This is a genomic window from Vibrio mimicus CAIM 602, from assembly GCF_000338875.1.
GTDB lineage: Bacteria > Pseudomonadota > Gammaproteobacteria > Enterobacterales > Vibrionaceae > Vibrio > Vibrio mimicus.
In genome coordinates this window covers 55937-82000 of sequence record NZ_AOMO01000031.1, presented here as the reverse complement: position 1 = coordinate 82000, position 26064 = coordinate 55937, and the positions used below count along the sequence as shown (strand labels likewise).

At 43.4% G+C, this 26064-nt stretch carries 22 protein-coding genes and 1 pseudogene; 13 read left to right on the top strand and 10 right to left on the bottom strand.

Annotated features, from left to right (window positions below; translation table 11 throughout):
* Nucleotides 1–37 precede the first annotated feature (37 nt).
* Nucleotides 38–946, bottom strand: coding sequence for a LysR family transcriptional regulator (locus tag D908_RS08985; protein WP_005524699.1), 909 nt, complete (start codon nt 944–946; stop codon nt 38–40).
* Between the two features lie 179 nt (nt 947–1125).
* Here D908_RS08985 and D908_RS08990 point away from each other — a divergent pair, with 179 nt between their 5' ends.
* Nucleotides 1126–2268: an MFS transporter gene (locus tag D908_RS08990; RefSeq protein WP_235047357.1), complete on the top strand. Its 1143-nt coding sequence runs from the start codon at nt 1126–1128 to the stop codon at nt 2266–2268.
* A gap of 117 nt (nt 2269–2385) precedes the next feature.
* On the opposite strand, the gene D908_RS08995 is transcribed toward D908_RS08990, so the two are convergent.
* Nucleotides 2386–2937 (bottom strand): TetR/AcrR family transcriptional regulator, encoded by a 552-nt coding sequence (locus D908_RS08995; RefSeq protein WP_005524694.1) that lies wholly within the window; start codon nt 2935–2937, stop codon nt 2386–2388.
* A 97-nt stretch (nt 2938–3034) separates the two neighbouring features.
* Between D908_RS08995 and D908_RS09000 the strand changes: the two genes are divergently transcribed.
* The 3 genes from D908_RS09000 (at nt 3035) to D908_RS09010 (ending at nt 4948) form a co-directional block, all read left to right on the top strand.
* Complete coding sequence (locus D908_RS09000; RefSeq protein WP_001089479.1) at nt 3035–3487, top strand: HPP family protein; 453 nt, start codon at nt 3035–3037, stop codon at nt 3485–3487.
* A 236-nt stretch (nt 3488–3723) separates the two neighbouring features.
* The gene (locus D908_RS09005; RefSeq protein ID WP_005524692.1) at nt 3724–4185 is read left to right on the top strand and encodes a carboxymuconolactone decarboxylase family protein; all 462 of its coding nucleotides are present in this window, start codon (nt 3724–3726) and stop codon (nt 4183–4185) included.
* A 40-nt stretch (nt 4186–4225) separates the two neighbouring features.
* Complete coding sequence (locus D908_RS09010) at nt 4226–4948, top strand: helix-turn-helix domain-containing protein (protein ID WP_172462070.1); 723 nt, start codon at nt 4226–4228, stop codon at nt 4946–4948.
* Between the two features lie 164 nt (nt 4949–5112).
* Here D908_RS09010 and D908_RS09015 read toward each other — a convergent pair whose 3' ends face one another.
* The 3 genes from D908_RS09015 to D908_RS09025 all read right to left on the bottom strand — a co-directional run bounded on the left by D908_RS09015 (nt 5113) and on the right by D908_RS09025 (nt 9078).
* The gene (locus D908_RS09015; protein ID WP_000916097.1) at nt 5113–6099 is read right to left on the bottom strand and encodes a sulfate ABC transporter substrate-binding protein; all 987 of its coding nucleotides are present in this window, start codon (nt 6097–6099) and stop codon (nt 5113–5115) included.
* Nucleotides 6100–6412: 313 nt separating this feature from the next.
* Complete coding sequence (locus D908_RS09020; RefSeq protein ID WP_005524688.1) at nt 6413–6940, bottom strand: RNA methyltransferase; 528 nt, start codon at nt 6938–6940, stop codon at nt 6413–6415.
* Between the two features lie 332 nt (nt 6941–7272).
* The gene (locus tag D908_RS09025; protein WP_005524686.1) at nt 7273–9078 is read right to left on the bottom strand and encodes an amidohydrolase; all 1806 of its coding nucleotides are present in this window, start codon (nt 9076–9078) and stop codon (nt 7273–7275) included.
* Nucleotides 9079–9517: 439 nt separating this feature from the next.
* On the opposite strand from D908_RS09025, the gene D908_RS09030 reads away from it, so the two are divergent.
* From D908_RS09030 to D908_RS09040, 3 genes are all read left to right on the top strand, one after another.
* On the top strand, nt 9518–9943 hold the full coding sequence (locus tag D908_RS09030) for a hypothetical protein (protein ID WP_005524684.1): 426 nt from the start codon (nt 9518–9520) through the stop codon (nt 9941–9943).
* 214 nt (nt 9944–10157) lie between these two features.
* Nucleotides 10158–10553, top strand: coding sequence for a VOC family protein (locus D908_RS09035; protein WP_005524681.1), 396 nt, complete (start codon nt 10158–10160; stop codon nt 10551–10553).
* A gap of 101 nt (nt 10554–10654) precedes the next feature.
* Entirely contained in the window at nt 10655–11194 is a 540-nt protein-coding gene (locus tag D908_RS09040) for a hydrolase (protein ID WP_005524679.1), read from the top strand.
* Nucleotides 11195–11265: 71 nt separating this feature from the next.
* Here D908_RS09040 and D908_RS09045 read toward each other — a convergent pair whose 3' ends face one another.
* On the bottom strand, nt 11266–11445 hold the full coding sequence (locus tag D908_RS09045; protein ID WP_000866093.1) for a hypothetical protein: 180 nt from the start codon (nt 11443–11445) through the stop codon (nt 11266–11268).
* 493 nt (nt 11446–11938) lie between these two features.
* Between D908_RS09045 and D908_RS09050 the strand changes: the two genes are divergently transcribed.
* Entirely contained in the window at nt 11939–14716 is a 2778-nt protein-coding gene (locus D908_RS09050) for an alkaline phosphatase family protein (RefSeq protein WP_032467607.1), read from the top strand.
* 42 nt (nt 14717–14758) lie between these two features.
* Here the strand turns inward: D908_RS09050 and D908_RS09055 are convergent, their stop codons facing one another.
* Nucleotides 14759–15604: an AraC family transcriptional regulator gene (locus D908_RS09055; RefSeq protein WP_005524676.1), complete on the bottom strand. Its 846-nt coding sequence runs from the start codon at nt 15602–15604 to the stop codon at nt 14759–14761.
* Nucleotides 15605–15725: 121 nt separating this feature from the next.
* On the opposite strand from D908_RS09055, the gene D908_RS09060 reads away from it, so the two are divergent.
* From D908_RS09060 to D908_RS09080, 5 genes and pseudogenes are all read left to right on the top strand, one after another.
* Nucleotides 15726–16259 carry a carboxymuconolactone decarboxylase family protein gene (locus D908_RS09060; protein WP_005524674.1) on the top strand — a complete coding sequence of 178 codons (534 nt, stop codon included), beginning with the start codon at nt 15726–15728 and terminating at the stop codon, nt 16257–16259.
* A 455-nt stretch (nt 16260–16714) separates the two neighbouring features.
* A pseudogene (nrdD, locus tag D908_RS09065) lies at nt 16715–18834 on the top strand (anaerobic ribonucleoside-triphosphate reductase).
* A gap of 4 nt (nt 18835–18838) precedes the next feature.
* Nucleotides 18839–19306 (top strand): anaerobic ribonucleoside-triphosphate reductase-activating protein, encoded by a 468-nt coding sequence (gene nrdG / locus D908_RS09070; protein ID WP_005524669.1) that lies wholly within the window; start codon nt 18839–18841, stop codon nt 19304–19306.
* 119 nt (nt 19307–19425) lie between these two features.
* A complete protein-coding gene (locus D908_RS09075) occupies nt 19426–20607 on the top strand; it encodes an amino acid aminotransferase (protein WP_000457370.1) in 1182 nt (393 codons plus the stop codon).
* A gap of 57 nt (nt 20608–20664) precedes the next feature.
* Complete coding sequence (locus D908_RS09080) at nt 20665–21345, top strand: ATP-dependent zinc protease family protein (protein ID WP_005524667.1); 681 nt, start codon at nt 20665–20667, stop codon at nt 21343–21345.
* Between the two features lie 33 nt (nt 21346–21378).
* Here the strand turns inward: D908_RS09080 and D908_RS09085 are convergent, their stop codons facing one another.
* The 3 genes from D908_RS09085 to pfkB all read right to left on the bottom strand — a co-directional run bounded on the left by D908_RS09085 (nt 21379) and on the right by pfkB (nt 26062).
* Nucleotides 21379–23217, bottom strand: coding sequence for a sensor domain-containing diguanylate cyclase (locus D908_RS09085; protein ID WP_005524665.1), 1839 nt, complete (start codon nt 23215–23217; stop codon nt 21379–21381).
* A gap of 136 nt (nt 23218–23353) precedes the next feature.
* Entirely contained in the window at nt 23354–25090 is a 1737-nt protein-coding gene (gene fruA, locus D908_RS09090) for a PTS fructose transporter subunit IIBC (RefSeq protein WP_005524663.1), read from the bottom strand.
* 18 nt (nt 25091–25108) lie between these two features.
* Nucleotides 25109–26062: a 1-phosphofructokinase gene (pfkB, locus tag D908_RS09095; RefSeq protein ID WP_005524661.1), complete on the bottom strand. Its 954-nt coding sequence runs from the start codon at nt 26060–26062 to the stop codon at nt 25109–25111.
* Nucleotides 26063–26064 lie beyond the last annotated feature (2 nt).

The window sequence follows — 26064 nt, the reverse complement described above, 5'->3', positions numbered from 1 at the left end:
AGCCAGCAAACGAAGTTGTATAGTTTTCATTAAGTTATTAGTTCAAAGTTTTTCGCCCCCAAAGGAGTATAAGGGCTTCTCGTAGCACGGTAAGTTTGGCCGAACGTTGGCGTGATGGTGGATACAGCAAGTGAAAGCTATGAGCTTGTGGGCGAAAATCGGTTAATACTTCCTTTAACTCACCATTAGCTAGCTTATCAGCTATTACGCAGCGAAGGACTTGAACGACACCTAGACCTTGAAGCGCTGCATCGATCAGTGGATCACCATGATCAAAGCATACATTTCCAACTAACTGTCTATATTCTATCCCCTTGCCATCTATCCGAAATCTCCATGGAAGAGTGTTGGTTTGACCACGCGCTTTAACGTGTAAGCAGTTAAAATTTCTCAACTCATCAGGATGATGTGGGATTCCCTGTTTGGCCAAATATTCAGGGGATGCAACGGTCACCCATTCGGCATCTTGTAATGCAAATGCTACTAAACGTTCGTCGTCTATGCTGCCAAACCGCAACACAGCGTCGTAACCTTCATCAAACACGTGTACTTTTTGATCGGTTAACGATAATTCAATACGTAGGTCAGGATATCGTTCTGTTAATAATTTAACGACGGGCATTACTAGTGAATGTGAGAGAGCTGAAGGGGCGCTCAATTTTAAGCAGCCAACTGGTGTGGTTTTACTGAACTTTAATTCACTGTGAGCTTCTTCGAATCCGTAAATTAGTGGCTGGATACGCTTCATAAACAGCTGCCCGTCTTCTGTTACTCTAACTTGACGAGTACTTCGATGTATCAATTTTGCTCCAACTTGAACTTCCAGCCTGTTCACTGCTTTTGAAATACCCGGTTGGGTTAAGCCTAAGAGATTAGCCGCTTGGGTAAAGCTACCGAGTTCAACAACTTTTACAAAGCAACGAGCAGCATTTAAATCTAGTTCCATAATTTAAGTTATTAAACTCTTAACTTTGATTTATTTATCCCATCATAATTTATAAGTGATACTGGTCAAATCGTTTTATTTCATGAGTAATGACTATGAGATCTAGATTACCCGGTAGCATTTATTTATTGAGTGTTGGCATATTTTTGATGGTCTGTTGTGAGCTACAAGTGCTTGGTATGACTCAACAACTAACATACGACTTAGACATTTCCGTGGCAAAAGTGGGCTATTTGGTTTCTGCCTTTGCTGCAGCAATGGCGATTGGTGGACCAATTCTGACGTTACTGTTTAATAAGTTACCACCCAAAACTTTTGTAATTCGTTTGTATGGTGTGTTTGTATTCGGCGAAATAATGGGGGCACTCACACATCAATATTGGGTATTGATGTTATCGCGTTTGATTACGGGAGCTGTTGCAGGTGCCTTTTTCGGTGTTGCGATCAGCATGTGCCAGCAATTAACTGACAAAACACGTCAGCTTGACGCGGTCGCTTTGGTGCTGTCAGGCATTATGTTGGGAACAATTATTGGTCTGCCTATGGCCAAAATAATTTCAGAATCGTTTGCATGGCCAATGAGCTTTTACATTTTGGCTTTGCTTGCTGTGATCTTTGCTATTTTATCTGCTCTTAAGTTACCAAATATTCAACCTGAACAACCGAGAGCTGTGCAGCAGGAGATTGCAGCGTTAAAAAATGCCAAATTATGGTGGTTGTACGCGACTAGTTTTTTTGTAATCAGTGCTGCATATGCACCGTTTAGCTACATTGTTCCAATGTTGTCCGACCATTCTTCGATGTCGCAACATTCAATCACTCTTCTATTGTTGGTGTATGGTATTGCTATGTTAGTGGGCAACCAAATTGTCGCTAAACTCGCAACCAATCATGCAAAAGGAGTGATCATTACCGGTTTATCTCTAGTTAGTGCTGCTTTGGGTGTGTTCTATCTACTTGGTCATAATCCATATATTGCGAGTGCGGCCACATTGGCCATAGGTTTCTGTGGAGTTAGTTTAAATCCCGCGCTTGTTGCTCGAATTATGCAACTTCCGCAAGGGCAACGTACCTTTACCCATACTGTACATTCCTCACTGATCACCATGGGTATCATGTTCGGAAGCTTTATTGCAGCATTAGGGTTAGATCTTGGTTTTTCTGTTGTATCGCCGTTGTTAGTCGGTTTGGGTTTTGCGTTTGTCGCAATGTTGATAGTGCTGCGTACACCCCCATTACAAGTAGAGAATGTACACATTGATGCACCTTCTGAAATAGATATTTGTCCTAACAACCAGTGCAAGTTTTGGAGATGCCGGTGAACGTTACACAAGTGTATGAACTAAAAAGCATTGAATAAACAACCTTAATGGGACTGTTAATGCACCACGTTTTCAGTCCCTGTAAAGTATTTATCGCTGGTTAGTTTTAAGCTGACGCTAAACGTAAAACAAGCTGAGTACATCAAGGCATTTTGAAGTCACTTCTTTACCGTTACCGCTTAAATGGGCAGTAACAATTGCCCCTTCTTTCATAATGCAGATAGCATCAATCAACTTGTTATCAGAGTTTTTAAGGTGTTGTGCAATGAGTTCTCGAATCTGTTCTTTGTGGTAATGACAGAACCGCAATATATCACTGTTCAAATCGCTAAATTCAGCAGACGTATTAATAAAAAAACATCCCCTAAAGTCCCCTAAAGTGGGCTCTTGGTTTTCGAACCAGCTTGCCAATGCCGAAAATAATTGATGGATAACTTCTTTATCAGATTGAGTGCCAGATAGTTTGCTATCTAACCAAGAACTAAATATCTCATGTCGTTGTTGTAAAGCGGCTAGTATCAAAGCCTCTTTACTGGGAAAGTGAGAATAAAGAGTGCGTTTTGCTACGCCTGATATGGATAGTATTTCATTGATTCCAATGGAATTTATCCCATTTTTATAAAATAGGCTTAATGCTGTATCTATGAGTAACTGACGTTTAGGGTTCATCTGTTTTCTCCTTTTTAAAAGAGATATTGGCAAAAGTAGACCACTTTGTCTACATTGTTGCATGTAGACAAAGTGGTCTACCAATAAGGGAATATATATGAACAGTACGGTTATTTCGATTTTTGCGGGAGTGGGTGCCTTCTTGGCAATTGGGTTGCTTACTTTTTTAGATTCCACATTAACTAATGTTGCGTTGCTTATGGCACCATTTGGCGCGACAGCTGTGCTTGTATTTGGTGTTCCAGATAGTCCTTTAGCTCAGCCGAAAAATGTGATTTTTGGTCATTTGATAACAGCTTTTGTGGGGATATTTTTCACTCAATTTATTGGTGTGTCACCACTCTCATTGGCTTTGGCTACTGGGATTGCAGTGAGTGCAATGCTGCTTACTAAAACAACGCATCCGCCCGCAGGAGCAAACCCATTACTTATTATGTTAGCTGGGCAGAGTTGGACTTTTCTTGTAACACCAGTTTTATTGGGGGCTGTCTTAATTGTGTTAGTCGGTAAGAGTATGCAGGTATTGCATAAGCAATGGGTCAAAAACTGAGAGCTGAAAAAAGACACAGTAGGGACTGGCCACATTTAGGTGCTTGCAGTCCCTATTTGGTGAAGTGGCTACAGTTTTATGTATTGAGCATTCTAAATAGAGTGCTATCTCTTTAATTGTTCAGTGGATGTTTCTATACATTTATGAGTTGAACTTACGCAATGTCGGAATTATTCAATACTGGTTTTGCGCGAAAAGTTATCGTGATTCATAACAACCATAAAAGGAGACAAAAGATGGCTTTACGTGCAAATTATATGGGGGTAGCACCCAAAGCAATGCAGATTCTTATGGAACAAGAAAACTATTTACGAGTGCAGTTCCAAAATTCAGAAACGGTGACCGTTTCTGTATGGGAACTCATTAAACTGAGAATCTCACAGATTAATCAATGTGCTTTCTGTATTGATATGCACAGTAAAGATGCGATTGCTCAAGGGGAAACTCCAGAACGTATTATTGGTTTAAATGCATGGCGTGATATGCCATTGTATTCCGATATAGAGATAGCCTCGCTGGAGTTTGCCGAACATTTAACTAGCGGTAAAGCGGTAGATGATCGGAGTTATCAAAAAGTACGCGATACATTGGGTGAGCAAGCTTTAGTTGACTTAACGATTGCCATTAACGCGATAAATAGTTGGAATCGAATTGTTAAAACATTTAAACCAGAGGTAGGCAGCTATAAGCCACAATAGAGAGGCCAATCCAGAATTTGATTTTCAGCTGTCCCGACCTGTGGGACAGCTTTCTGTGTTGATACAAGGTATATGGTCTGCTTCTGTGCCTGATTTTCGAACCGAACCCATCACAAAATCTCTTTATTCTGATGCAGGCAGTGGGCTTCTATTCCATTTGGCTGGTGAAGTAAAAATAGGTGACAAGTGGCTCCCTCAAGGCATTGTCATCTTGCCTATCAATAAAATATCCGAAAAGGTCACCCTTTCACCCGGATCTCAGCTGGCTGGCTTACGTTTTCTTCCTGCTATTGGTTATGGTCTTGTAGAGCAGCATTTTACTAGTCCCACGTTATTAACCTCTGATATTGGTCATCTTCATGAACTCGATGTCCTTTACGCTACGCTACAACTTGAGACAGAGAATCAAGGTCGAATTGAGATGCTTCATAAATGGGCAAGTAAGAGTTTCCAACGTAGCAACATTATTCCCAACACCCTCAAACAGGTTCTGGAATGCATCGAACATGATGCGACGTTACAAGGTGTAGATGAACTGGTTGCATTGAGTCAGAGACAAATTGAACGGCTTTTTAAACATTGGATGGATATTTCGCCAAAACAGTATCAGCGTATTTTAAGAGTTCAAAGAACAGTCAACTATTTACGCCAAAACAAAGGCGCTAGTCTGGTGGATGTTTCGCAACAATTTGGCTTTAGCGATCAAGCTCATATGACGAGAGAATTTCGTGCAATTGCCTGTATCACGCCTGGGAAAGTATAGATTAAAGGACACCTAAGCATATGTGACCCTTGTGTGATCTATCCAAGCAATCAGGGTTTTATTTAGTTATCAGCAAGTAAGGTAGCAATTAAAAATTTAACATTAATTGCTACCACATTGATTAATGTAATCCAAGAATTAAAGAAGAGAGTATCTGCCAGTAGTTATTTTTGGCTTATTTGATCAAATATTCCACCTTGAGAAAAATGGACTTTATGTGCATTTTCCCAACCATTAAATAGTTCGATAGTGAATAAATTTAAGCTTGGGAATAAATTAGAATATTTTTCTGCAATATCTTTATCTCTCGGGCGATAGAAGTTTTTAGCTGCAATCTCTTGGCCTACAGGAGAATACAAGTATTCAAGATAGGCTTCTGCAACCTGCCTAGTGCCTTTTTTATCTACAACTTTATCTACGATAGCAACGGTAGGCTCAGCAAGGATTGATACACTTGGAACAACAATCTCAACATTGGCATTATTGAGTCTATTTATAGCAAGCAAGGCTTCATTTTCCCATGTGATTAATACATCACCAATCTGGCGTTCAATAAATGTATTGGATGAGCCTCTTGCACCAGTATCTAAAACTTTTACGTTGTTATAGATCGTCTTAACAAATTGCTTTGCCTGATTTTGATCTCCTTGGTTTTTCTGTAATGCGTATCCCCAAGCTGCTAAGTAGTTCCATCGAGCTCCCCCCGATGTTTTAGGGTTTGGGGTGATGATATCTATATTTTCTCTCGTTAGGTCATCCCAGTCTTTGATATTTTTCGGGTTACCTTTTCGAACGAGAAAAACAATAGTAGAAGTATATGGTGCTGAGTTATGTGGTAAGCGCGCTTGCCAATTTTTTACGATTTTTCCGGTGTTAGCAATTGCATCAATATCTTGTGCCAATGCAAGAGTTACCACATCAGACTCTATCCCATTGATGACTGAGATTGCTTGTTTTCCTGAGCCACCATGAGATTGCTTGATTTGGATACTTTGCTTGGTTGTATTTTCCCAATGCGTTGCAAAGGCCTGATTGTATTCTTGATAAAGTTCACGTGTAGGATCATAAGAAACATTAAGTAAAGTAATGTCTTTCGCAATGACATTATTAACAAAAGCTAATGTCGATAAAGTAAGCAGTAATTTCAGCATAGGTAAATCCTTATATGTGCGTAGTTGAAATCAAGTTAGCACATCTCTTATTCTTAAATCACTTGAATTATGTGATTTTATATTTCTTTGCGTTATATGCAGTGTCAGGCCGATACATAGATATCGAGTGGCCGTCAGTGGGGGGTATTTTAAAATCAATCAGTTGATTGTTATTGATTTTTTATGTTCATCGAGACTATTTCTGCTAAGAAATTCGATTCATTTAAGAGCATTGCTAATAATGCGGCCTGTGCATACAAGCCGCTTGAAAATCAGATGTGAAAGTAGTTGTAACTTTTTAGAGAGGAGAAGGTTAACTGATGGAAGTTAACTCTTTTACTTTTAAACGATTTTTGTTGTCACGATTCGCGAGCACTTGCTCACGGTCATCTATTGCCCCTAGAGATTTTGCCATGCGGTCGTACATTACTACGTTAACCGTTGCAGCGAGGTTCATACAACCATGTGTGGGGACATAAACGACGTGATGTGCTTTGTCGACCACGTCTTGAGGTAGGGAACCATCTTCAGGGCCAAACAGATAAATCGCTTTTTCAGGGTGCTCAAAGTGAGGTAGCGCCGTTGCGCCAACAACCAGTTCCACGCATACAATCTCTACGTCCTGATCGAGACCTGCTGTGAGATCAACCATTTCCACTAAGTCGATTCGCTCTTGAATGTTTTGCGTATCCGTTTGAAATCTTGCAGCACGATTGTAGCGGGTACCGTTATAACGTACTTGAGTTGCGCTATAGCAGCCAGCCGCGCGCATTACAGCGCCAACATTGGTGGGGCTTTTGGGGTTATGCAGTCCAATTATGACCGTTGACTGTGTTGTCATTTCTGTTGTTCTACTTCTGTATTGCTAAAATTCGAGCATAACGCCCGCGAATGGTGGGATTATCGCTCTAACAAAGGCGAAGCGCTAGGTCAGAGAATGTTTTTACTCTTCTTGCCAAAACCATAAGCTCAATAATTCACTTCAACAACGCAATCAATGACTCGAAGATGCTTACTTTCGATGAGGTTTTACCTAGATCAGGCAATGGGTTGAACAGAACTTCTGGTGAGTGAGATGCTGGTGGACGAAATTTAGGGATATACAGGAAGTTTGGAGCTGGAATTTGGCAGATAGGAGAGGTAAATCCCTATCTGCCTTTTCAATGGTGAAATTTAGTGCGCGTGGTGCAGCATGCCTGCTGAAATCATTGCTGTTGTGGCAATGGCCTGACAACGCACTGAATCAATACAACTTCCAAGGTTTGCATTGGTTTTTTCATCACGCTTATAGACAGTTTGGCCTTCCTTGATCGTTTCAAGTATTTGGATATCTGCCAACGTCTTAGGATCGGCTTTCAATGGGTTATCCGAAAGGATCACCAAATCTGCCAATTTTCCCACTTCTAGAGAGCCTTTATTTTTCTCTTCTTTGTATTGTGTGGCCGCCCAAAGCGTCTGGGCTTTTAACCCATCGATAGCTATGACTTTTTGCTGGGGGCCAAGCACTCTACCAGTGCGACTGATTCGGTTCACTGTCGCAGAATAGACGCGCATAGAGTTGGGTAATGCAACCGGTGAGTCATGATGAGAGGTGTATATCATATCGAGCTCGCGAGCCCATCCTGTTGGTGAAATGTTTTGCGCACGCTCACCACCAAGAACTGAATCCATATGCCAATCTCCCCAATAGAAAGTGTGCATTGGGAAGAAAGAGGGAAAGACGCCTAATCGTTTAAAGCTTTCAACCTGATCTTTGCGTGCGGTCTGAGCATGAATCGCCACAAATCCTCTGTCTGGTTTTCCGTGCATCTTCTCACTAGCTTCAATGCCTTTGAGAAGTTGGTCAATTGCTGCATCGCCATTGACGTGCGTTAACAGCTGCCAACCTTTGCTCTGAGCTAGCGCAATATACTCAGCTGCTTTCTCATCGCTCATGCTTGGGTAGCCTTTGTAACCCTGTTTTTGTCCTACAGGCGGTACGAGGTAAGGCTTGGTCAACCAAGCGGTTTTCCCTTGTGGAGAACCATCGAGGTTTAGTTTGGCGCCAGCGACACGAAAACCATTGGTGTACTGACTCGAATAATAAGGGGGAACAATTACATCTTGCGCAATTTGAATGTCGGGGTAAGCCGCAACATCAATGGGGAGCTTATGCTGCAAGGCCAAGTTGTACATGGTTTTTACCGCAGAACTTGATGCTCGGCCTTCTTGAGCTGTGGTGTAACCAAAGCTGGAGTAGAGTTGCATGCCCGCTTTGAAAATGGCTTCATTTTCTTTGTCATTCAGTTTTGAGAATAAAGGCAGCAATGTTCCAAAAAAGGCAGTTTCTTCTAAAACACCATTTGGTGTTTTGCCATCTTCTTCGCGGCGAATTTTCCCGCCATCGGGATCTTTCGTTTCGGCAGTAAAACCCGCAAGCTGTAGAGCCTTACTATTCAAAGTTGCTAAGTGACCTGACTGGTGGATGATAAGTACAGGAATATCCTTAGATACCTCATCGAGTTCTTGGCGGGTAGGATGCCTTTGCTCAGCCAGTTGTGAATCATCATAACCAAAGCCGATGATAATGCCGTGTTTCGTATTTTCAGGTTGACTCACCCAATCTCTCAGTTCTTTCTGTAATGAAGTGATATTACGCACATCGCCATCGGGGGCCGCTAACAGATTGGCCGAAAGTGCTTGAATTCCGGTATTGAACACATGACCGTGGCCATCAATGAAGCCAGGGATCAGGGTGTTACCATTCAGATTCACAACTTTGGTATTGCCATCACGTAGTTTCATGATCTCTGATTCTTTACCTACGGCCAGAATGCGCCCATTCTTCTCCGCCAATGCTTCAACGGTTGGCATCACATCATTAACGGTAATGATGTCCCCACCGATATAAATGGTTTGAGCATTGGGCTTTGTTGGACTTGTTGCTTGAGCGAGCGTGCTTACACTCAAACAGGCTACAGCAATTGGTAGAAACTTCATCGGGCTACTCCCAGTGAGTGATGTAGAGATAATGAATGGTTTTACATTAGTGTAGGTATGAACCCTGCGTAGAATTGTACTGTACTCACGCTGTTGCATTTGGCGTAAGCGTCAAAGTTCTTAAAAGCATCATCAAAGAAAAACGAATAAGTGATCACTTTTCAAACTCATGAGTTTGAAGGGTTCAATTAAGTCAAGAAATTCGCGTAATTTTGATTGCATGCTTCACAGCTTTAACTTTGTGGTATGTGTTTACTTATTGTAGTTATGTAAAATTCACATCTAAGCGCTTAGATGTGAATTGTTATAAAACAACATGCTCAATTCTGGCTTTCTAGTAGGCATTACCCTAATGAATAAAGAGAGTTTGGATTGTATATCCAGTCTCCTGCTTTATAGACCTTTAAGCTGGGCGATTTTTATTACTAAAGGATAAAATATGCATATAAAAAAAGTGGGATTACTTTTAGCCTTTACGCTAACTGGATGTCAGAGTCCTGAAGTAGTAGATGCTGGATATACATATGTCCCCAAACAGCTACATAGTAGTGTGATTGAATATTTAAAGAGTGAGGAATTTACTAACCTAAGTAGTCCTGAGGAATCGTATTACTTTAATGAGTCAGAATCATTAGTTGAAGTTACTCTAAATGCCGAAACAGATATGATGTTTGTTACACCATATCTTAGAAATGATCTTTTGAACGCTCTTTGCTCTGGTGATGATGAGTGGTCAATATTCATGCGAAACACAGGCTTAGGCGTTAAATATATTCTAAGAGACTCTTTAAAAAGGAAACAAATAGGGCCATGGAATACAGATGCCTGTGAATATTTAGAGAAAAATAAATCCAGTAGTGCATGAAAACTGAATAAAGATTGTAGTAATTGTTAGTTTAATGCTCAACAAACATATCCCCCAAAGTGATTGTCTGGGGGATATATTACCTTTGGTAATTTTACTCTCTTTAATCGTTTCATTCCTAAAATTTGGACGTCTTAATTTACCCGCTGATATTGTTGCATATGAGTTGCTAGTTTAGAGTGGTATCCAGTCTATAAAAAAGGAAGGGATAACAATGGCATTAACTAAAGGCATTCACCACGTTGGATTAACGGTTTCTAAACTTGAAGAAAGTGCAAATTTCTTTGTAGATCTTCTTGGCTGGAGTGAAGTGAAAAGAAACCCAGATTATCCGGCGATCTTCGTTAGTGATGGAAAAATAATGCTCACTCTCTGGGCCTCCCAAGTTGAAACTCCAACGAGCTTTGATCGCAAAACAAATGTCGGATTACATCATTTAGCCCTAATGGTTGAGAGTGAAGCTCAGTTACATACAGTGCATGAGCAATTAAAGAAGGCGAATGTTCATATTGAGTTTGGGCCTGAGTTAGTGAGGGAAGGTCCGGCAAAGCACCTCATGTGCTACGAGCCTAGTGGTATTCGAATCGAGTTCTTCTGGGCTGGAATGTAAAGGTTGTAATGAATCTGGTTTAAAACGCAGTTTGTTTTGAGTAGGAAATTTTATAAACCACTGCATGATGCAGTGGTTTTCATGTGAAATCAGGACTCTGTATGCTCAATAAACAAGACACTGGCCTTATCCTAGTGGATATCCAAGGTAAATTAGCACGTTTAGTTTCCAACAGTGATGAGGTCATCTCCAACTGTAAAAAACTCATTCAAGGGGCCCAAGCACTAGGATTACCGATAGTTTGGTTAGAACAGAATCCAGACAAATTGGGTGGTACTTGTGAAGAGCTAAAAGTGCTGCTCAGTGATCAACAGCCAATAGCGAAATTTACCTTCGATGCGTGTGGCGAACCAAAATTTAATCAGGCCATTCAGGCTTCAGGTAAAAAGTCTTGGCTGATTTGTGGGATTGAAGCCCATATCTGTGTTTATCAAACCACCAGTCATTTGAAACATATGGGGTATGATCCCCATCTCGTGATCGACTGCATTGCCTCTAGAATCGAAGCAAATAAAACTCTGGCAGTAGAAAAGCTGGTTCAGCAGGGCGTAAGCATTACTGGATTGGAAATGTGTCTATATGAAATGGTGCAAGACTGTCGAGCCACCGAGTTTAAAACCATACTGAATTTGATCAAATAACCGGAAATACTCGCCTGAATCAGACTGGCTCTACCAGAAATATTACTGACTGTTAGAGCCTAATTCTTTCCTTAACTGAGTACTAGCTCGCCATCTTCATTAATGTATAAGTGAGCTTGGTGGTTTTCTATCAACTCAACAGCGCAGATAGGTGTAACGGGAAAGAGTTCTCCTTTCGCGTGAAAAATGGGTTCATCCCAGAAACTGTCTTTATAGCTACCCGCTTGATCAAATTGAATGAGAACTTTCATAACTGCTTCCCTAATAAAACAAGGTGAGTTACTTAAAAGTAGAAAAGGTTGACATGTAACGTAAACGTTAAAATATGAAAGTTAAGGTTGCTAAATTGCACTGTGTAATTTTTATAGTGATGAGCTAGTCATTTTATTTATCTGATTAATATCGACAATTTTCATGAGGAATGTATCAGTATTTATGCCATTTGTTGGCTAGCGAGTGACAACAGAAGGAGTGTGAAGGGTGACTCAACTTTCAGTTTTTAAGTGCTACAAAACAGTTTCAATAAGAAAGAGAGATCGAATCCGAATTCCTAAAACTTGAGTTGATTCATTGAATTATCGCAGGCAGAGTATTTACCCCTAAAGCCTTAACATCTCTCACTCTTCTGATATTGGAATGATAATGAACTCGCCCAAAACACATCAATGGAAAAAACTGCCCTTAGCGATTGCCTTCGGGCTTCTGCCGTTTTCGGTCAATGCAACGGTTGAATCTATACCTGTTGTGGGGAGTGTTTATAACTCAGCGCAAGTTTTCAAAAAACAAATCGTTAACACGTTGAGCTACTCTACCGTTTTAACACGTGATACAGCTCTTTTCACAATCGCGGGCATTACCTTAGACAGTTACATTCTAACGCTACCACTGGATGTTAAGACCAAAGCTCGGGTTATTAAGCAGATCTCAGACCCGACATATGCCATTCCGCTGGGATACTTTCTTTATCAGTACTATGACCGTTACAGTGGAATGGCACCGGACGATCAATTCAAAAGCTATTTATCAAGTGTTTATGATGAACAGGTATTGAAAGGCTTTGAGCACAGCCTTTACCAACTTAGGGAAGAAGTGAAGAGTGAGCAGACCTCTCATGTGAAAGATCAAGCCCACCAGGAAGGGATCAAAGTCGATAGCCAATTCATTGCTACTATGGTGACCTTGTATGACGCACTCGTCCAAATCGGTGAGTGGCGAGATATAAAACAGTTACCAGCACAGTATCAATATTTATCCAACACCGATGCTGATAAAGCATTAGTTGCAAAAATCCAACCGCTGGTGGTGGATATTCTTCGCCAGACGGCCCATGGTATGGATGAGGGGGAGATGAAAAACGCACTCCTCGGTGTATTGGAGGATGCGAAACCAGAAAATGCGGATAAAGTTAATAACAAAGCGCAAGCGATCACGGTTAGCTTGATTGATTTTGTACGTTTGAATGTTCTAAAAGGCTATCGGCAATATCTCTATCAAGAAGAGCGTACAGCACGTTTGCAAGAGTGGTTGATAGAGAATTTAGATAATAATCCCGAGCAACTGGTCGCTTTCTTGCAATCACAGCAGCAGCGCCGTTTTGCTGTTCAAGTCACTGTCGATGGATTACAACAAGGTCTATTAGAAGGCTTGGTTGATCCGCAAAAGCCGTTTATCAAACTGGCTTACCAAAAACATCAGCAAGCAGATCAATTCATAAGCAAATTAGCGACCGAACAGCCAGAACACGAGCAGCAAGTGCGATTTATGGAGGTGCTTGCTGAGCAACCGTATCATGATCCTTACTATTTGCCATTTTTTAAACAGCTCTATCAGAACTACCGTTCAAGCATTGCGCAAGTAGGTATCTCATCAACACCAACTATCAGTGTGCGCAATTTACCGATCATCAAAACAGGGGCCAAAGTGTCAGGGGCTGGTGGAACGGGCATTCCCAATTTCCATTTTGTGGATCGTCAGCAAGATCGTGCTTATTACTTTTTTGGTAACGACGCCTTACAGCTCGATCGCTTAGTCAATGAACAAGGCGTTCGAACTATGTTTGATCGACTCGATTATTTCAAAACGCTCAACTGTAACGGGCAATATGACTGGAATGCACATGTTACATATGACGGACTCATTAACCTCGGCGCAGGTGAAGCACTGCGTGATTTTGGTGAAAAACGTTGTTTACGAGAGCTGAATGAGAGGGCGCAAGCGGAGTTGAAGTTAACAGAGCTTCGCTCCGATTTAATCGAATCCGTCCAGGCATATCGAAATACAGCAAAATGGGCGTTAATGACCCGAGTGACTCTGAAGCAGCGTCTTGGGCAAAAATTGAAAGAGTACGCTGAACTTGATATTCACGGCATGCCAGATTACACCTTGATTTATAACCCATGGCCTGACCATTTTGCGCACTTTACGGGGCCGTTTAGTGATGAAGTAATTATGCCGACCGGTGAATTAAATCGACTTGATTACTGGTTAAGAGAAACCGAGGCAGCTTACAAGAAAGCGGGAATTTATGATCGCACACTATGGGGTATGGCGGGTGATCATGGACTCGCCCCGGTTTATTACTCGCTCAATCCTGAAAAGCAAATCTTTGAACCTCTACAAAAGAAATTGGGAGTTCAGATCGTGGTGGATAAGATCTCTTCCGATGAAGGTGAAGGCCCTAAATTAACTAACGCACTCAATGCACCGAGCTATAAAGCCGTTGATGTGGTGGTGGCTTCCACTGCGGGGGGAAATTTCATGCTGGACTTTTTCAACTCCGCCTCTGGTTGGGCAACACAGCCAGTTTTTCATGAACTGACTCAATGGAAGCCAATAAACAGTGCTAAGCCAATTGATGTTATCAACGAAAGCATGATTCGCTTAGGCGACACACTGGACTACTTAGTGGTGAGAGAAGCGTCCTGCACGATTGGTGATTGTGCTGTGCGTGTGATTGGCATGCGAGATGGAGAAAGAGTGGATGAAATTATCCGCCAAGTGGGTGATAAACGGTTTTACTCTGCAGTAGAAGGCAAGCCGCAGCTATTGGATGTACAGGTTTTGAATCCATATCTTCCTGCACCTACAGCTCAAGAGTTTGAAAAGTTTGCACAGCTCGTGGATAAGTGTCTTTATCGAGCTCAGGAATCTGATATCGCCAGTTGGTGTGATGAATCAGAGTGGCGTGCACTCACGCGTTATACCCCTCGTCCAGATTCTGTAAATCAGTTAGCGGCTATTTATGAAGAGGATCGTGCTGGAACAATCAACCTCTTCCCGCGTGAGGGCCTTGGCTATAACACCAAAGTGCCAGGTCGTCATGCTGGTGAAAGCTATCTGGAAAAAGATGCATTTCTTGGTTTTTGGGGAACACCTATTGGGCGTAACCATGCTGCTTTGCAAACAGAGCAAAATGGCTCACTAGCTCCCACTCTTTATGAATATTTAACTGGTGAAACGGTTGTAGTGGGTGAGAATGGGTGGGGATATCCCTCACTGCTGAATAAACTCAACATCCAATAGTCCATCCCCCTGAAATACGAGAGTTTCAGTTGAACCAACAGTTTATTCTGTTGGTTCAATTGCCTCAGTACCTATGTTTTTCTGGTGTTGTAGCCAGCGTGTCGGGGTTAAACCAAACTGACGTTCAAAAGCACGAGAAAAAGCGACTCCACCACTGTATCCCACCTCTAAAGCAATAAATTTAACTGGCTGACCTGCCAACAATAGCTGCTGTGCGAGTAATAAACGTGACTCTGTCACGTAGCTTAGCGGTGGTTGGCCGATCACCTGATGAAAGCGAGCCGCGAATTGGGCTCGAGACATTCCCGCGAGTTTAGCCAAGTCTACAATTGTCCACGGTGTATCTGGGTTGGCATGAATCGCTTCGATAGCTTTGGCGAGTTTGGGATCCGTCATTGCCGCAAGTAGGCCCGACTCGCACAGATTGTGTTCGACCAAATGGCGTAAAAGCAGCAGTAAAAGTAAATCCAGCAAACTGGCGACAACAGCATTATGAGCATAGCGTTGGGAGAATGCCTCATCAAAGAGCAAGTTGATGGTTGGAGCAAGCCCATCAAGCTTGGCTAAGGGAATGATTAGGGCGTCTGGCAACGCGCGAAATAGGGGAGAGTCACGAAAAGTCAGTCGAGCACAGACCAAATCACAACCACTGAAATGCAGAGGCTGAAGGCGATGATGACGACCGCGAGGGTAGACGATGAGTGTGGGTTCACTGATGGTTTGTACCGAGCTGCCGGTTTGATGGAGCGCCAATTCACCACGGCGTAATAAGTGAAGTTGCCCACCATTCGCGTGCTCTTCACTCTCTGAGCTTTGGCAAAGATTGCCTGAGAAAAATAGGCTGGCTTTCGGAGCTGCATGTTGAATCAAGCTTGATAGTGCATCCATAAGATAAGACGTATTGTGTGTATTTGTGGATGTTTAGTGATAATTCGTATTTTCAATTGTGTCAATATGCACAGCGTTAATTCACTGAAACACACAAATCACAAACATAAAGGAGCTTATCATGAGCCGTATTACCCCTGTATCAAACCCACAAGGTGAAGCTGCTGCAACTCTTAATGCCATCAAACAAAAAATTGGCATGGTTCCGAACCTGTATGCGACAGTCGCGCATTCTTCAACGGTACTGAATGCTTACCTAGCATTCAGCGAAGCACTAAACCAAGGTCGTTTGACAGCTAAACAACGTGAACTAATTGCTCTGGCAGTTGGTCAAGCTAACGCATGCCAATACTGCTTGTCTGCACATACCATGATCAGCCGCAGCACTGGTCTTTCTGATGAGCAAATCATTACTGCACGTCTGGGTTCTGCTGAAAATGCACTCGACAATGCTTTGGTGAAGCTAGCCGTTTCTCTGGTAAAACAACGTGGCGTGATCACCGATGAACAACTGTCAGAAGCACGTACACAAGGTGTGGATGAAGGTCTGGTATTTGAAGTATTAGCACAAGTGAGTGCCAATACTTTCACTAACTACGCCAACCATGTAGCTGGTACAGACATTGACTTCCCAAAAGTGAATGTTCAACTGTAAGCTAAATTGGTTTGAATATGAGAGGGCACCCAAGCGGTGCTCTTTTTCATTTTGTGCAACCGATAAAGCACAGTTTTCAATGTTTGGTAACACTCCTTCAAAAATGAGAGATTAATCCGTATAAGAAACGTTAAATGTTTTCCTCTCTCAGCAAGATAAAGCATCAGTTCGCAGTGATCACTAAGCGGCAGCAATAAGCCGACTAAGGTTTTTGCAGCGTCAATTCGTTACATCACAAAAATCATCGTTTTCATCATTTCTTTCTGGTTTGAGATCTTCTGCAATAAGATCGAATTGATCTTGTTCATTGGTCGGTTTTCGTTGATCTAAATCAATACTCTCACTTGACGCATTTCGTTAAATACGCCACAACATATAGTGTCAGTCGCAGAATAATTAGCCCTATATAGTGTATTTGTGGATAACTCTGTGAGTATGCTGGGTAAGGAGAAAAGGTGAAACCTATCGTAATCAAGCGTGATGGCTCAAAAGCCCCGTTCAACAGGATCGTATTCAAGCTGCTGTGGAAAGTGCAGCGGACCATGCGGATCAAGAAATCGCCATTTATGCCCTCAATGTCGCGCTAGCGGTTGAGCTTAAGCTGAAAGGTTACGAAGAGGTACACATCGCCGAAATTCAAACGCTGGTAGAGAACGAGCTAATGCAAGGCCCGTACAAAGCATTAGCTCGTTCATACATTGAATATCGCCATGATCGTGATGTTGCGCGTGAGAAACAGAGCAAGCTAACTCAAGAAATTGAAGGTTTGATTCAAGAGAGCAATGCGGATTTGCTCAATGAAAATGCCAATAAAGATGGCAAAGTGATCCCAACTCAGCGTGATTTATTAGCTGGTATTGTTGCTAAGCATTACGCTAAAACCCGCATTCTTCCACGTGATGTCGTACAGGCGCACGAAGAGGGTGACATTCACTATCACGATCTTGATTACGCTCCTTTCTTCCCGATGTTTAACTGTATGCTGATTGATCTCAAAGGCATGCTGACACACGGTTTTAAAATGGGTAATGCGGAGATTGATACGCCTAAGTCAATTTCAACCGCAACCGCAGTGACTGCGCAAATCATTGCTCAAGTGGCAAGTCATATCTATGGTGGTACCACGATCAACCGTATTGATGAAGTTTTAGCGCCTTACGTGACCGCAAGCTATGAAAAGCATCTAGAGATTGCTCGTGAGTGGGATATCCGCAGCCCTGAAGAGTTCGCTAAAGTGCGCACTGAAAAAGAGTGTTACGACGCTTTCCAATCACTGGAATATGAAGTTAACACTTTACACACGGCTAATGGGCAAACACCGTTCGTTACTTTCGGTTTTGGTTTAGGAACGAGTTGGGAATCCCGTTTGATTCAACAATCGATCCTGAAAAACCGTATTGCTGGTTTGGGCAAAAATCGTAAAACAGCGGTATTCCCTAAATTGGTGTTTGCGATCAAAGATGGCTTGAACCATAAAGTGGGTGACCCGAACTACGATATTAAACAACTGGCGTTGGAGTGTGCTTCTAAGCGCATGTACCCAGACATTTTGAACTACGACAAAGTTGTAGAAGTTACAGGGTCATTTAAAACCCCAATGGGTTGCCGTTCATTCCTGAACACCTATGAAGAAAATGGTGAGTTGATCCATGAAGGGCGTAATAACCTTGGCGTGGTGAGCTTAAACTTGCCGCGTATCGCACTTAAAGCAAAAGGCGATGTGAAGAAGTTTTACGCACTGCTCGATGAAAAGCTGAAGTTAGCACGTCGTGCATTGGATACTCGCATTAACCGTTTGGAAAACGTGAAAGCCCGCGTTGCGCCAATTCTGTATATGGAAGGTGCGTGTGGTGTACGTTTAAAAGCTAACGATTCAATAGCAGATATTTTCAAACATGGCCGCGCATCTATTTCTTTAGGCTACATCGGTGTCCATGAAACCATTATTGCGCTGTTTGGCCAGCAAACGCATGTTTATGATGATGCACAACTGCGCGAAGAAGCAGTAAAAATCATCCAGCATCTGCGAAATGCAGTTGAGCAATGGAAGAAAGAAACAGGCTACGCCTTTAGTTTGTATGGCACACCAAGTGAAAACCTGTGCAGCCGTTTCTGCCGTATCGATGCCAAACAGTTTGGTGTGGTAGAAGGGGTAACCGACAAAGGTTATTACACCAACAGTTTCCATTTAGATGTGCAGAAGAAAGTAAACCCATACGACAAGATCGATTTCGAAATGCCGTATCCAGAAGTGTCGAGCGGCGGTTTTATTTGCTACGGCGAATTCCCGAACATGCAACGCAACGTTGAAGCACTCGAAAATGTGTGGGACTACAGTTACCACCGTGTACCGTATTACGGAACTAACACACCGATTGACGAGTGTTATGAGTGTGGTTTTACGGGCGAGTTTGATTGCACAAGTAAAGGCTTTGTTTGTCCACGCTGTGGCAACCATGAACCAACGAAAGTTTCTGTGACACGCCGTGTGTGCGGATATTTGGGCAGCCCGGATGCTCGTCCATTCAACGTAGGTAAACAGGAAGAAGTCAAACGCCGAGTAAAACACCTGTAACACTATGAATTACCATCAATATTATCCGATTGATGTGGTTAACGGTCCGGGGACACGCTGCACGCTGTTTGTCTCCGGTTGCGTGCATCAATGCAAAGGATGCTACAACCAAAGTACTTGGTCATTGTCATCAGGGCATCCTTACACCCAAGAGCTTGAAGATCGTATTATCGCCGATTTGAATGATACTCGGATCAAGCGGCGCGGGCTGTCACTTTCCGGAGGCGATCCTCTTCATCCAGCTAACCTTGAAGCTGTACTTAAACTTGTGCGTCGGGTGAAAGAGGAGTGCCCGACCAAAGATATCTGGTTATGGACTGGGTATCAGTTGCATGAGTTAAATGAGCAACAAAAGCAGCTCTTGCCTTATCTGGATGTGCTGGTGGACGGTAAGTTTGAACAAGCTCTGGCCGATCCCATGCTTGAATGGCGAGGAAGTGCCAATCAAATCATTCATCATTTCAAGCTGTAATCAAAATGGAAAAGCGCAGCCGTCTTTCTGCTGCGCTGTACTCAAAAATCCCTTTCTGTTTTTGCTCATCTGGTTTAACTTGAAGGTCGTTACTTGGATTTCAAAGGGTTGTGACTTTCATGTTTGCTCATTTACCAGCACCAGTTCTAGATCCCATTCTTTCGCTCTCCGTTGCCTTTCGAAACGATCCACGTCCAGAAAAAGTGGATTTAGGCATTGGTGTATATAAAAACAGTCTTGGCGAAACGCCTATCATGCGTGCGGTTGCGATGGCGCAAGATAAAGTGGTTGCAAGCCAGAAAACCAAATCCTACGTGGGTCTTGCAGGTTGTGAAGAATTCAACCAAAGCATGATGCACCTGGTGTTGGGTTCTACACTGGATAGTGAGCGTACTATTGCCATTCAAACTCCGGGAGCGAGTGGCGCGTTACGTATGCTCGGTGACTTAATGAAAGTTGCTCAGCCTGAAACCACAGTGTGGATTACAGATCCAAGCTATGTGAACCATAAACCTGTGATGGAAGCCGCAGGCCTGAAAGTACGGTACTACCGTTACTTCAGCCGTGACACCAAAATGGTTGATGCTGAACAAATGCTGGCAGATTTAGCGCAAGCGGGCCCCAAAGATGTAGTTTTGCTGCATGGTTGTTGCCATAACCCGACAGGCGCGGATATCGATTTTACTGCTTGGCAAGCGATCACGGATTTAGCGCAGAAAAACGGCTTTATTCCTTTTGTTGATATTGCTTACCAAGGATTTGGTGATGGTCTGGATCAGGATGCACAAGGCTTACGTTATATGGCTGAACGCATGGAAGAAATGCTGATCACCACATCGTGTTCCAAGAATTTTGGTTTGTACCGTGAACGAACCGGTGCCGCGATTGTAATTGGTAAAAATCAACAGGATGTCACCAATGCGCGTGGCAAAATGCTCACCTTGGCTCGTTCAACGTATACGATGCCGCCCGATCATGGTGCTGCTTTAGTCAAGACGGTGTTAAGGGACGAACAGCTAACGGCTATTTGGAAGCAAGAGCTGAGTGAAATGCAGCAACGTTTGTTAAGTCTGCGCAAAAATTTGTGTAATGAGTTGAGAAATCAACACAATACGCGACAATTCGATTTCATCGAAAGCCACAGAGGGATGTTTACTGTACTGGGCTTTTCGGCGGAACAGATGAGTCGTTTACGCGAGGAGTTTGCGATTTATGGCGTTGCAGACGGACGTATCAATATCGCAGGGCTCACTGAAAAAGACATCCCATACGTGGCTAATTCGATTATTCGAGTGTCATAAAAGAAGATGACAGAATCATACCCAATCAGGAAGGGTGGTATTTGATTAGGTGAAAATATGAGTCAACCACTAAAGTTGTTAGTGTCTTTAATGTTAAGTAGCGGGTTGGTGGCTTGTGCCACCACACCAACGACTAATGTATCCGAGCAAAAGCCGGAAACTTCTGAACAGCAAGTCAAGCCAGTAGAGGAATCAGCGGAAACGGCTTCAGCTGATGACACCACTTTGGCTGAGATTTTACCTGTTCTGGAGCCTGCACATACTCTGGAAACAGAAGATAAATCGAAGGGCGATTTTTCCACAGCGAAACGCACTTCCGATGGCAAAATCATTCTGGGTGAGAAAGAGTGGGCATACATTCCGGGCTTAAAAGAGAGTTTTAAAGCGCGTATTGATACCGGTGCAACAACTTCTTCAATCAGTGCAGTGGACGTTGTTCCTTTCGAACGGGATGGACAGGACTGGGTGAAATTCCGCATCGAGCATGACGATATTCGCAGTGAGGAAATGAGCTTGCCTGTCGAGCGCTGGGTGAGAATTCGTCAGTCCAGTACTGATAAAACGCAACGTCGTGCTGTTGTGGTGGCGTGGATTCAGATTGGTGATTTGAAAGAGCAAACGGAGTTTACGTTGGCAGATCGCACACACCTCACTTATCCATTATTGCTTGGTCGCAGTTTCTTTAAGGATGTAGCGGTGGTGGATGTGTCACGTCGCTTTATCCATGATAAGCAATAAACAGCATTCAAGCCTCTGTTATCAGAGGCTTTTTTATCGCAACAACATTTGATGAGTTAATTTTTCAAAGACTCGTTTAACACTTTCGATTTTTAATTGAATGGTAGGGAATTTTGGCTGTTGGCGGAGTTCACTGAGCACGGAAGGTATGAGTTCGGGGGTTAATGCTTTGGCGAAATACCAACCTTGTACTAAATCTATTCCAGCAGAACGTAACCAATCCACATCCTCTTGTTCTTCAATGCCTTCCACAAGTAGTGCGATGTTCAATGAATCTGCGGTACCTTTAATCAGTCTTAACAGCGCAGCAATATGCCCATTGGCTGAAACACCATGTGCAAATTGCCGATCTACTTTCAACAATTGGCTATCAATGTTCTTGAGCGTTGCGATGTTCGACATGCCGGTACCAAAGTCATCAATCGCAATGTTAAACTCAGCCTGACGCAAAGTGTTGATGCGCTCGAAGAGGATGCGATCTTCAAGCGGAACCCCACTTTCAGTAATCTCCAAGGTAAAGAGGTTGGGACTCAGACCATATTTTTCGGCAATCGTCAGTAGCTGATTGGTTAACTGGTTGGTCTGCAAAGTGGTTCTAGAAATATTGGTCGATATCTTAGGTAAAGTGAGGCCTGAAGCTCGCCATTGTGAGATATGCTCGCACACTTTCTTGAATATCAATAAATCGATGGCTGGCACTATCCCATTGATTTCAATGAGTTCAAAGAGCTGATGTAAAGGTACGTTTTGAAATTGCGGATTATGCCAGCGAAGTAATGCTTCAAATCCCACAAGCTCACCGCTCGCAATGTCAATCTGCGGCTGGTAATAAGGTGTAATGTAATTATCAAGGCTATCGGTGTGCAGACAGGCTCTAACGGCCATAATCATGGCATTGTTACAGTCGGCTTGCTCGTAGTGTACGTTTGCGATACCCGCTTTATTCCATTCATGTGAGGCCAATTCAGCAAGGTCAAGTAGCGCTACCGAGGAAGACTGGCCGGAGCTTGAACAAGTGATACCGATGTTAACGGTGATGGAGACCAGAGTGTCTTTGATTGGGATTGGTTCACACAGTGTTGCGAGCAGACGTTCTACATCGCTGCGTTTGTCTTCTCCAAACCAAGCAAAAGCAAAATTGCCCTCGCCAATGTGAGAAAGCAACGTCCAATTAGGGAAGCTTCTTAAACGTTGTGACATAGCTAATATCAGTGAGTTTTTCACTTCATTGTCGTAAATAATGCTTAAGTATTTCATCTTTTGAATATGTGCCGTGCCCACAAACACCTTTTGATCGGGATTAAGGTTGATCTGAGCTTGAAGGCGGCGGATGAATCCGAGTCGGTTTGGTAATTGGGTCACTTCACAACGATATTGGCTGTAGAGAATATGCGTTAAATAAGTGCTGAGACTGCGGAGAATGACGATGATTTCATCGGATATTTGCAGTGGTTTAGTATCCATGATCCAAAGTGTTCCAATCGCAAAACCCGTTGAGCTGAAAATCGGCGCAGCGGCATAAAACCGAATCTGTGGCGCACTTTGTACGAGAGGGTTATTGATAAAGCGAGAGTCTTTCAGCGTGTTTTCGACATAGAAAATATCTTGGTTACAATCCACAGCTGCGGCACAGAAAGCCCCTTCGCGAGGTAGGCATGAAGCTTCGATGCCGTAATGAGCTTTGATCCAAACTGTGTTGTTATCCACCACACTGACACCGCCAAAGGGTGTCTTACATAACTTGGCGAGCAGATTAACCAACGAGTGAAGCTCGGATTCTCCTTCTTCGATCACAGTGAGGTAATGTTCAAGCTCTTGAACACGAAGTTGTTCGGATTGGTTTGCACTAACTTCATAAGCTCTACTTTGCATGGTGGTCTTACCGCTGACTGAAGAAAATTAACTTAAGTTTAGTCGGTAATGGTTTCTGTGATGTTCTTAAATTGGATTTATCAAAAACAGAAAAGCCAGTGGGTTTCCACTGGCTTTTTGTCATCTCAGGTGAGGATTAAGCGGTAACTACTTTCGCTTGTGCTGAGCGTTTCACCATAGCGTAACCGAAACCTGTGATCGCAGTACCGACGGCAATCGCAACTAAGTAAAGCAATACAGGGCTAATGGCATTTGGAATCAAGAGTACGAATAGACCACCGTGCGGAGCCATTAGTTTTGCACCGAACAGCATAGAAAGCGCACCAGTCACTGCTCCACCTGCCATACAAGCTGGGATCACGCGCATTGGATCTTTCGCTGCAAAGGGAATAGCACCTTCAGAGATAAAACACAGACCCAGAACAAACGAAGCTTTACCGGCTTCACGTTCACTCGCTTCAAATTTATCTTTTGCGATGAAGGTGGCAAGCCCCATACCCAAAGCTGGAACCATACCTGCTGCCATGATGGCGGCCATTGGTGCATAAGTTTGCGAAGCAAGCAGACCCACACCAAAGGTGTAAGCGGCTTTGTTCACTGGGCCACCAAGGTCGAAACACATCATAGCACCCAGCACAATACCCAGAAGAACTGCGTTAGCTGAACCCATGTTGTTGAGGAAGGTTGTCATGCCAGACATGATGCTGGACATTGGACCACCCACCACATAAATCATCACAAGACCCGTGAATAAGCTCGCGATGAAAGGAATGATCAGGATAGGTTTAAGCGCAGCCATTGACTGTGGAAGTTGGACTTTATCCGCAATAAATTTCGCACTGTAACCTGCTAAGAAACCAGCCACGATACCCCCAAGGAAACCCGCACCAGTTGAGCTGGCGAGCATGCCGCCAATCAAACCAGGAGCCAATCCGGGACGGTCGGCAATCGAGAATGCGATGTAACCTGCTAAAACTGGGATCATTAAAGCGAACGCAGATCCACCACCAATTTGCATCAGAGCAGCAGCTAAGGTGCCTTCTTCTTTAAACGCTTCGATACCAAAAACGAAAGAGAGCGCGATAATAAGACCACCTGCAACCACTACTGGCAGCATGTGAGATACGCCCGTCATCAAGTGCTTGTACACACCTTTTTTCTCTTCTGTTTTTTCGCTGCTGTTGCTATTTGCTGTACTAGAGAAGGTTTTGGCTTGAGCAAATGCGTTGTTGATCTCTTGCGCCGTTTTTTTCAAAGCTAAACCTGTGCTGGTTTTGTAAAGCTGTTTGCCGTGGAAGCGTTCCAAAGGTACATCAATATCGGCCGCAATGATCACCAAGTCCGCTTCCGCGATATCTTGATCACTCAGTTGGTTTTTTGCACCCACTGAACCACGAGTTTCAACTTTGATTTGGTGGCCTTGACGCGTAGCTTCAGCTTCTAAAGCCTCAGCCGCCATAAAGGTGTGAGCAACACCCGTAGGACAAGCAGTAATAGCGACGATTTTCTTAGCAGTCACAGTGGCTGTAGTAGGGGATTCATAGCGTGTTACTTGATCAGCACTCAGTTCAGTAGCTTGTGCGGCTGCTTGAGTAAGGTAAGCCACAGGATCAGAAGTGCAAGCAGAGATAGTGCTTTGATAGACTTTTTTATCCACAAAACGTTGAGTATCCAGCGTGCTATTGGTAGCGAGTACCACAAGATCAGCGGTACGAATCTCGTCTTCAGTCAGGGTTTGACCTGAGATCACCGAGGAGTGACACTCAATGGCGGCTTCCCAACCTAATGTTTTACAAGCTTGCTGCAACAAACCTGCAGCGATGATGCTGTTAGCAACGCCACTTGGGCATGCGGTTACGATGGCTATTTTCATATTCACGACCTTCTGTCCTTAGGCACTCATCACAGGATGAAGTGCGGATATTTTGATTTGTTGTTGTAGAGTATTGAGTTGATCCCTATCGCTGATACCCACACCGACTTGCGTTACCGCAAGGGCAGATAGGGCAGTAGCGAAACGAAGCAATTGTTCTTTTTCCATATGTTGCATGTGTCCCCAACATAAGCCGGCAACAAGTGTATCGCCCGCTCCGACAGTGCTGACCACGTGCATTTTGGGTGGTTTGGCATGTAGCCATTCATTCTGGTTTAGCCACATCACACCCTCAGCTCCCATGGAGATGACGATGTTTTCAATCTCTTTTTGTGCCAGTTCAGATGCCGCATGTTGGCATTCCGCTAATGTCGACAGTTCGCGACCACACCATTGGGCGAGTTCTTCATCGTTAGGTTTGATGAGCCATGGTTTGGCATCCAACCCTGCCATCAAAGCATCGCGGCTACTGTCGAAAAGCACCTTCTTATTCATGCTACGCAATTGGGCAATCCATCCTGCGCAGCGTTGCGGTGATATTCCTTTTGGCAGACTCCCAGCGAGAACAAAATAATCATGATCTTGTGCTAAACGCAGTAAGGTTGCTTCAAAGGCTTCAATATCAGTCTGGGAGACTGAAATGCCGGGGAAATTGATATCACTGACAGCGCCATTTTGTTCAACCAATTTGACATTGATGCGTGTGGCTCCTGCAATACGGATGAACTCATCACGCACCCCAAGTTCATCAAACAATTGGCAAAACAGCTCTTGATTATCACGGCCAAGAAAACCGGTAACAGTCACATCAGCACCAAGCTCACTCAGTACTTTCGCAACGTTGACGCCTTTACCAGCCGCATGGAGGGAGCTTTGCTCTACCAAACTCACAGAGCCAACATTGAGCTGAGCCATACTGCCAGTTAAATCCAGAGCCGGGTTCAAGGTTATAGTGACAACTTTATTAGTCATAA

Bases quoted from the DNA above. Each gene is read 5' to 3' on its own strand.
- D908_RS08995 (WP_005524694.1), bottom strand. From the start codon at position 2,937: ATGAACCCTAAACGTCAGTTACTCATAGATACAGCATTAAGCCTATTT.
- D908_RS09080 (WP_005524667.1), top strand. From the start codon at position 20,665: ATGAGTCAACCACTAAAGTTGTTAGTGTCTTTAATGTTAAGTAGCGGG.
- D908_RS09035 (WP_005524681.1), top strand. From the start codon at position 10,158: ATGGCATTAACTAAAGGCATTCACCACGTTGGATTAACGGTTTCTAAA.
- nrdG (WP_005524669.1), top strand. From the start codon at position 18,839: ATGAATTACCATCAATATTATCCGATTGATGTGGTTAACGGTCCGGGG.
- D908_RS09015 (WP_000916097.1), bottom strand. From the start codon at position 6,099: ATGCTGAAATTACTGCTTACTTTATCGACATTAGCTTTTGTTAATAAT.
- D908_RS09045 (WP_000866093.1), bottom strand. From the start codon at position 11,445: ATGAAAGTTCTCATTCAATTTGATCAAGCGGGTAGCTATAAAGACAGT.
- D908_RS09060 (WP_005524674.1), top strand. From the start codon at position 15,726: ATGAGCCGTATTACCCCTGTATCAAACCCACAAGGTGAAGCTGCTGCA.
- D908_RS09005 (WP_005524692.1), top strand. From the start codon at position 3,724: ATGGCTTTACGTGCAAATTATATGGGGGTAGCACCCAAAGCAATGCAG.
- D908_RS09030 (WP_005524684.1), top strand. From the start codon at position 9,518: ATGCATATAAAAAAAGTGGGATTACTTTTAGCCTTTACGCTAACTGGA.
- D908_RS09055 (WP_005524676.1), bottom strand. From the start codon at position 15,604: ATGGATGCACTATCAAGCTTGATTCAACATGCAGCTCCGAAAGCCAGC.
- pfkB (WP_005524661.1), bottom strand. From the start codon at position 26,062: ATGACTAATAAAGTTGTCACTATAACCTTGAACCCGGCTCTGGATTTA.
- D908_RS09040 (WP_005524679.1), top strand. From the start codon at position 10,655: ATGCTCAATAAACAAGACACTGGCCTTATCCTAGTGGATATCCAAGGT.
- D908_RS08985 (WP_005524699.1), bottom strand. From the start codon at position 946: ATGGAACTAGATTTAAATGCTGCTCGTTGCTTTGTAAAAGTTGTTGAA.
- D908_RS08990 (WP_235047357.1), top strand. From the start codon at position 1,126: ATGACTCAACAACTAACATACGACTTAGACATTTCCGTGGCAAAAGTG.
- D908_RS09020 (WP_005524688.1), bottom strand. From the start codon at position 6,940: ATGACAACACAGTCAACGGTCATAATTGGACTGCATAACCCCAAAAGC.
- D908_RS09075 (WP_000457370.1), top strand. From the start codon at position 19,426: ATGTTTGCTCATTTACCAGCACCAGTTCTAGATCCCATTCTTTCGCTC.
- fruA (WP_005524663.1), bottom strand. From the start codon at position 25,090: ATGAAAATAGCCATCGTAACCGCATGCCCAAGTGGCGTTGCTAACAGC.
- D908_RS09025 (WP_005524686.1), bottom strand. From the start codon at position 9,078: ATGAAGTTTCTACCAATTGCTGTAGCCTGTTTGAGTGTAAGCACGCTC.
- D908_RS09085 (WP_005524665.1), bottom strand. From the start codon at position 23,217: ATGCAAAGTAGAGCTTATGAAGTTAGTGCAAACCAATCCGAACAACTT.
- D908_RS09000 (WP_001089479.1), top strand. From the start codon at position 3,035: ATGAACAGTACGGTTATTTCGATTTTTGCGGGAGTGGGTGCCTTCTTG.